The sequence below is a fragment of the Candidatus Eisenbacteria bacterium genome, from assembly GCA_030017955.1.
Classification (GTDB): domain Bacteria; phylum Eisenbacteria; class RBG-16-71-46; order JASEGR01; family JASEGR01; genus JASEGR01.
This window is the reverse complement of sequence record JASEGR010000112.1, coordinates 1-6493: the sequence shown is the minus strand read 5'-3', so window position 1 is coordinate 6493 and position 6493 is coordinate 1. Positions and strand designations below refer to the sequence as shown.

Below are 6493 nucleotides of genomic sequence, written 5' to 3'. Positions count from 1 at the left end.
CACGAGCTCGTCCGTCGCCCGGCGGTAACCGTACTCGGTGTGCCTCCGGGCAATGCCGATCAATAATGGTTTAAGCGCCGCGTACTTCTCCCCGTAAGAAACCCTGCTAGCCTGGTAGTACCACGTCGAACGCGGCAGCCCGAGCACGGAGGCCGCCACAGAAACCGGAAACTCCCCGGCCACGCTATTCACCAAATCAATCTTAGCCACACGCGTCATTCGGTCCGCCCCAAGAAGTTTTTTAAAAGAGCCAGCTCAACTTCCTTCTTGCCCAGAATCTGCTCCAGCTCCGCTATCTTCCGGGCACTGTCAAACAATGAGGGTCCCTTCTCGATCAACTTCTGCTTCCAAATCCCTATCGAGTTCGCGTGAACCCCGTAGGCCTTCGCAATCTGACCAGGACTCTTCTCACCCCGAAGAGCTTCCAAAACAACCTGAAACTTCAGCTTCGCTGAGTACCGCCGTGTCGCCTTCGCCATCCTCCAACCTCCTTCCCGCGGAACATCCTTGAAAATGCTCCACGAATTTCCGGAGGTCAACTCCACAAATACCCACTGTTCAACTTTTCGGGGTCAGCACCCTGCGCCTGTGCCATTCACGTGTGGAGCAGGCATGTTTACCTCCTCTAGCATTATCAGTTGTTGAAGAATTGCGTCTAGTTGTTTGTGACAATGTTGATGATAACTGCCAACATCGTCACTTCGAATACTGGACCAAACGACGGAGATGAATCCCTCCGTCTTTGTGCGGACGGTATCGCTCGTGCATCTCCTCTGACCTTCCGGGGACCTTCAATCCTAGGTGATCTCTGATCCACCCGGCGGAGCGATGAAACCTCTCGCTTTTGAGCTGCACGATCCTCAATTCGTTTTGGAGGGGGGGCTTTCGGTAGTTACTTCTCCAATGGTCCTTCCACACCGTCTCGCCGCGTTCAAGGGACCGTTGCCGACGTCGCTATATCGTCGACCACCAACATCCCGGCTGATGACGAACGTCAGATGCCGTAAGTCTTCCACCCGAGAGTTGCCGCACAACCGCCTGCGCAATCGCGACGTTTCTTGTCCCGTGGCCAACTCTTCGTTGGAGTCAGCAATAGGACGGGTTTACCCCATCTGTAAAAGAGGTGTCGCAGTTCAGATGTCCGAACAGCGTTGTAACTGAGATGCCTTACAGCACGTTGACGCTAACCATCCATCGCTATTGCAACTAGCCCCGTCAATCCCGCAATCGGATTCACCAGTATGCAAAGCACACAAATAGCACAAATTCGCGTATCAACGCCTGCGCTACTCATTTGTGGAGCAAACATGTTCACCTCCTCCAGTGGTTCTGGACTGACCCATAGTCCAGACGCAAGGAACCCGCATCGTCAGTAGTGTCTGAGGAATCCCTTTCTCTTTCCTTTCCACCACCGATCCAAATTCATTTGATGAGTATCATTCCAACGCTCAATCCGGTCTTTTCTCATTCCACATTTCCTCGACAAAACAAGGGGTCACTTCCTCACATTCTGAAGAGTTCTATGGTCCCATGCATCCACCTCATCCCCTTTCTCGGCATCGTATCTGGACCTGCCTCAACTGTCAAGAGAAAAATCTAGCGTGTTTCTTTGGTGCATTTCCTGGGGAGTTTGCATCGATTCCTGTTCGAATAGTTTTTTCCAATTGAGCTCCTCAGGGTACTATGCTCCAATGTGGAGTGTCGGTCTTTCAGTGCCACAGAACCTGAGGTACCTCGCCTAGCGCATTGATTGGAAAGAGATAAGGGAACCAGACGAAGGGCACCGAGGCGAACATCACCCCAAAGGCAATCGACGGGCACCGACGCTAAGAAAGAGCGAGAAAAGAGAAACCGAAGAAAATGAAGAACAGAGGGCATCCAGTGGTGTCCCGAATCTTCCACGTGTCTTTGCCCGCGTCCATGTGGTCGTCCTGGGTTTGCTTATCAAGCTGTGGCTTGCGGTACTGTCACCGGCTTTCGTACTCGCGCAACTTATCAAGGCATTTGTTTCTGTTCTTCCCCGCTAACCCGTCATCCTTGCCTTCTGACTTTGGCCCACAGAGGTACCTTGGACTGCACTCCTCGTATCCAGCATTTCCCATCCCCTTCTGTCCGCATCACATCCCGAATACTTGTCGGACGCAAGAGGTACACTTCACCTGCTTACTAATAGCAGGAGCACATCTTTCCCCCTCTCGGGAGCTTGGGTTGTCCCATTCATGCTGTGGGCTTAGGCTAGTGCAACGTCAGTGTCACGGAGTACCTCCCTAGCATTCCAGCCCCTTGCGATGGTCTCCTACTGCGCCCTTTTTGTGCCCGCAACCTCTCGAACCATGCCAATCCTGCCCCCACACCATCCAACCTGCAAGAAAAGCGTATTTCCTTGACAGGTCTGATAGTTATGGGTAATTGTAGGACTTACGAGGCATCAGCAATTGGCGCTGTTTTCGACTCAAAATCCAGTGAGGCCTTAAACCTTGTGCCGGTTCGACCCCGGCCTCCGGCAGAAAATACTTGAATGTGTACAATCCCAGGAAGAGGAAGTGAGGTGGAACGCGTATCTGTGGGCGAGAGAGCTTTCAAAATCTGTATGGTTTCGCCGTTTCCTCCGCGCAAGGGCGGGGTAGCCGTGCAGACGGCTCTGCTGGTCCACTATCTCGAAGAAAATGGGATTGAGGTCATGAGGGTCGACACGAACCTGCAGAGACTGCGAGGCGCATATCTCACGCCGCTGAGGCTGGCGGTCCAGCCGTGGGTCGTTCTCTTCGGGCTGCTGAGGAAGGTTCCCAGGTGCGATGTGGCGCACTTTCAAGTGGCGTCTTATTGGGGATACATGCCGGCGGTGCTTGGAGTGCCCGTGGCGCGGCTATTCGGGAAGCGAAGTGTCATCAGCTACCAGGGCGGCGGGGGAGTCGAGTTCATGGGTCGATTTCCATGGCTTGTCAAGACGCCCATGAGATTGGCCTCGGAGGTGACAGTCTGTTCGCGCGAGCTTCAGAAAGCCTTCAAGCAAGGGGGGATTCGGGCGGAACTTGTGAATAACCTCTTCGACTCATCGCTCTTCAAGTTTCGGGAGCGGACACGGATCAAGCCGAAGATGGTTTGGACAAGGTCGATGGAGGAGATGTACGATCCGTTCTCCGCGGTTAGGACATTCGAGCTGGTCAAGGCGCGATATCCGGATGCCGCGCTTGTCATGACCAGCGACGGTCCGCTCACGAGATCGGTCAGGGAATACATAAATGAGCATGGGCTTACCGGGGTTACTCTCACGGGGAGAATTCCGACCGAAGATGTGGCAAGGGCTATGCATGAGGGTGACGTTTGCCTGAATACCAGCAAGGTGGACGGTCTCCCGACCGCACTCCTGGAGGCAGCTGCATCGGGGCTGCCCATCGTCACCACCAGGGCCGGCGGAATCCCGTCAGTTTTCGAGGATGGGGTGAGCGCCGCGCTCGTGGATGTCGGCGATTATCGGGCAATGGCTGAGGCCGTTGGTGACCTCCTTGAGAATCCCGACAGGGCGCGCAAGATGGGAATCGCGGCAAGTGAAGTCGTCGCGGAATACACGTGGCCAGTTACATCCAAGAAGCTGATGCGAATGTACGGAAAATAGTGACAGTCACCTATTTCACCTATTTCCGTTACATAGCCACACCTGAAATAGGTGACTGTCACTATTTATAGGACTTTGATGAACCTCACGACAATCAAGATCAGCATAAACGCCAGGTAGAATCCCAGAAGGTAGAGTGCGACCCGGGTCGTTCGGCTCATTTTCACGCGCGGCATTCGATTCTCCTCAGATGTTCATCAAGCTCGTGGAATTTCACGCAATATCGTTGTGGTGAACAACTCCCAACATATGGTCATGTTCATCCACGACAGGAATCATTCTATAATGATACTTGGCGAACATTTCAGCAAGGTCCTCACGTATATCGTCTGCCTCTGCGACAACCACGGGTGAGATCGTTATCTCTCCCAACCGCAAGTCATCCGAAGAAAGCAGCAGTTCACGCAAGTCCACCACTCCGACGAGAGTCTTGGCTTCCGGGTCCACTACATATATGTAGGCGATAGCCTCAGGTTCGACGGGAGAATGCCTTATTCTTTCAAGGACCTCTCCAACTTTATCATCCTTGTGCGCTGTCATGAAACTCGCTGACATAATGTCCTTCGCCTTCGCCTCCCGTTCCGAGAGAACGGCACGCACGCGCTCACTCTGCTCCGGACCAAGCAACCCCATCATGTTTGTCATCTGCTCATGAGGCAAAACAGAAAAGAGGTCTGCCAGTTGAGGGATGGTCATCTCGGACAGAATCGTGCTGGCTTTTTCCTTTCGCAGATTCGCAATAATCTGCCGCTGCGCCCTAGGTTCTGCCTCCACCAGGGCCTCCGCAGCTTTTTCCGAATCGAGGGCCGAGAAGAGAGCCTGCTGCTCTTCTCCGGATAATTGTTCAAGGGCATCGGCCAGATCCTCGCTGGGCAAGTCGCGCATTTGCTTCCGGGTTACGGAGAGCGAAACCGTGTCCGTGGCAACGGCGTCTTCAACAGAAAGCGGCTGAACATATTTCCAGGAGATAAGCTGGTCTTTGATCCAGCGAATCCCACCCAATTTCCATCTGCGCAAGAAACCGTTGAAGGAAATGTCAACGTGGACCATTACCAGCCGGCCCTTGGATTCCAGAAGATGTACGTCGTTCACAACTTCTATACGCCGTCCATCCATGTCCAGAATGGTGCGCCCCATCAGATGCTTGTCCAGGAGCATCCAGCCAGGTTGATCGACGAATGGAGGGTACATCTGTCCGTCTTCGGTGGGTTGGACGAAAATGGCATCATCTTCAATTCTCAGGACCTTTCCCCATGGGACGAACTCGGTTGGTTTGCCCCATCCGTGCTCGATATAAATTCCTGTCGCCTCCGGGTACGGCTCGGCCTGCGCGAAGACCAGATCGGTCAGTTTCCCGATTCGATTCTTGATCTTCCCTGCACAGATCGGGCGTTTGATCAATCCCGAGAAATACAGGAACCGAAACTCCTCCTTGCCGGCAGGCATATTGGGCGTTTTGGCGGCATCGGTAGAAGGTGTCATCATGTTCGCCTCCCGATGGTCATCTGAAGAGACCCGGAAAAAGGGTGTTGATGGCCAGAAGTGTTGACATGAAAATGACAATAATAACGATCGTCCAGTTCGCTACATTCTCCCAGGTGGTGCTTGTGTGTTCACCCATACAGGACTCATCGTTCAGGATTATGAGCAGAAAAACAAGTGATGCGGGTAAAAGCGTCACTGCCACAACCTGTACAAACATCGTGATCGTGACAAGCGGAGCACCCGGGATCAGGACGATCATACCAGAGGTGACAAGCATCAACACGTAAATCGTGTAAAACCAAGGCGCCTCCCTAACCTTGTAGTTCAGCGAGTGCGACCATCCGCACACCTCCCCCACTGCCCATGATGAAGACAGGGAGATGCACAGCGCCCCGAGGAATCCGGCGTCGAAGAGCCCTATGGCGAAGAGCTTCCGCGCTACCTCTCCGTATCCTGATGGCAAGAGCGGTACGATGGCCTCGGCTGTCTGTTTTGCATCTTGAATCGTAATGGGCGGACGATGGTAATAGAATACAGCACCCGTGGCGATGATGATGAAAACGGCCACAGTGCACGTTAGAAAGCAACCGATTAGCGTGTCCAACCGCCCGAACTTGATGTCGTGAACATCCAGACCTTTATCCACAACGGCACTCTGCTGAAAGAAGATCATCCACGGGGCTATGGTCGTGCCGATGTTTGCCATTATGATGAAAATGAGATCTCCGTTGAAAACCAGTGACAGGTGCGGCGAGAAAAGATCCCGGAACGCGTGCCCCCAGCTCGGTGCCGTGGGAGTCTTCATGGCCCAAAACGCGGCAGGGATATAGACAAAATTGAAAATGCAGAAGAAGAGAGCGAGCTTCTCGAATGTCCAGTATCGCCCTGATACGACAATGGCAAGAAGGATGATTGTCACCAGGGTGAAGGTGATCCAGGGTGGGACTCCGAGGAGACTCATCGCCGCGGTCATTCCGATGTACTCAGTAATCAAGGTCAGCCAGTTGATAATGGCCAGGTCAACAATAGAAAACCATCCCCAGAAAGGCCCGAAACCGTCAAATATGGCTTCCGCATGACCGCGTTTCGTGACGGCCCCAACACGGACTGTCATTTCCTGCACGTAGAAGGCCATCGGGACAAGAAAAACAAACATCCAAAGAAGCGAGAAACCATATTTCGAACCCGTGACAGCGTAGGTGGATATGCCGCCCGCATCATTGTCCGCAACCATGACAATGATCCCGGGGCCGAGGACGGACAGAAAGATGATCAGCTGCCGCCGAAAGCGGTTCAGAATATGAATGCTCTTGCTGATCCAGTACATGAGCAGTCTACCCTAGTGTCGTGTCCCGGAAGTTCCTTGTCTATGTCTTTGCCCCGGGACACGAC

General features: G+C 53.4%; 5 protein-coding genes. 1 reads left to right on the top strand and 4 read right to left on the bottom strand.

The window, feature by feature from the left end; translation table 11 throughout:
- Both QME66_12305 and QME66_12300 read right to left on the bottom strand, forming a co-directional pair.
- Positions 1–219: hypothetical protein (locus QME66_12305; GenBank protein MDI6809745.1), on the bottom strand; the 219-nt coding region annotated here is incomplete at its 3' end.
- Positions 216–479 (bottom strand): transposase, encoded by a 264-nt coding sequence (locus tag QME66_12300; protein ID MDI6809744.1) that lies wholly within the window; start codon positions 477–479, stop codon positions 216–218. The genes QME66_12305 and QME66_12300, both read right to left, overlap by 4 nt.
- A 2069-nt stretch (positions 480–2548) precedes the next feature.
- Between QME66_12300 and QME66_12295 the strand changes: the two genes are divergently transcribed.
- A complete protein-coding gene (locus QME66_12295; protein ID MDI6809743.1) occupies positions 2549–3616 on the top strand; it encodes a glycosyltransferase family 4 protein in 1068 nt (355 codons plus the stop codon).
- 213 nt (positions 3617–3829) lie between these two features.
- On the opposite strand, the gene QME66_12290 is transcribed toward QME66_12295, so the two are convergent.
- The gene (locus QME66_12290) at positions 3830–5101 is read right to left on the bottom strand and encodes a CBS domain-containing protein (GenBank protein MDI6809742.1); all 1272 of its coding nucleotides are present in this window, start codon (positions 5099–5101) and stop codon (positions 3830–3832) included.
- 16 nt (positions 5102–5117) lie between these two features.
- Positions 5118–6428, bottom strand: a complete 1311-nt coding sequence (locus QME66_12285; GenBank protein MDI6809741.1) for a divalent metal cation transporter — start codon at positions 6426–6428, stop codon at positions 5118–5120.
- Positions 6429–6493 lie beyond the last annotated feature (65 nt).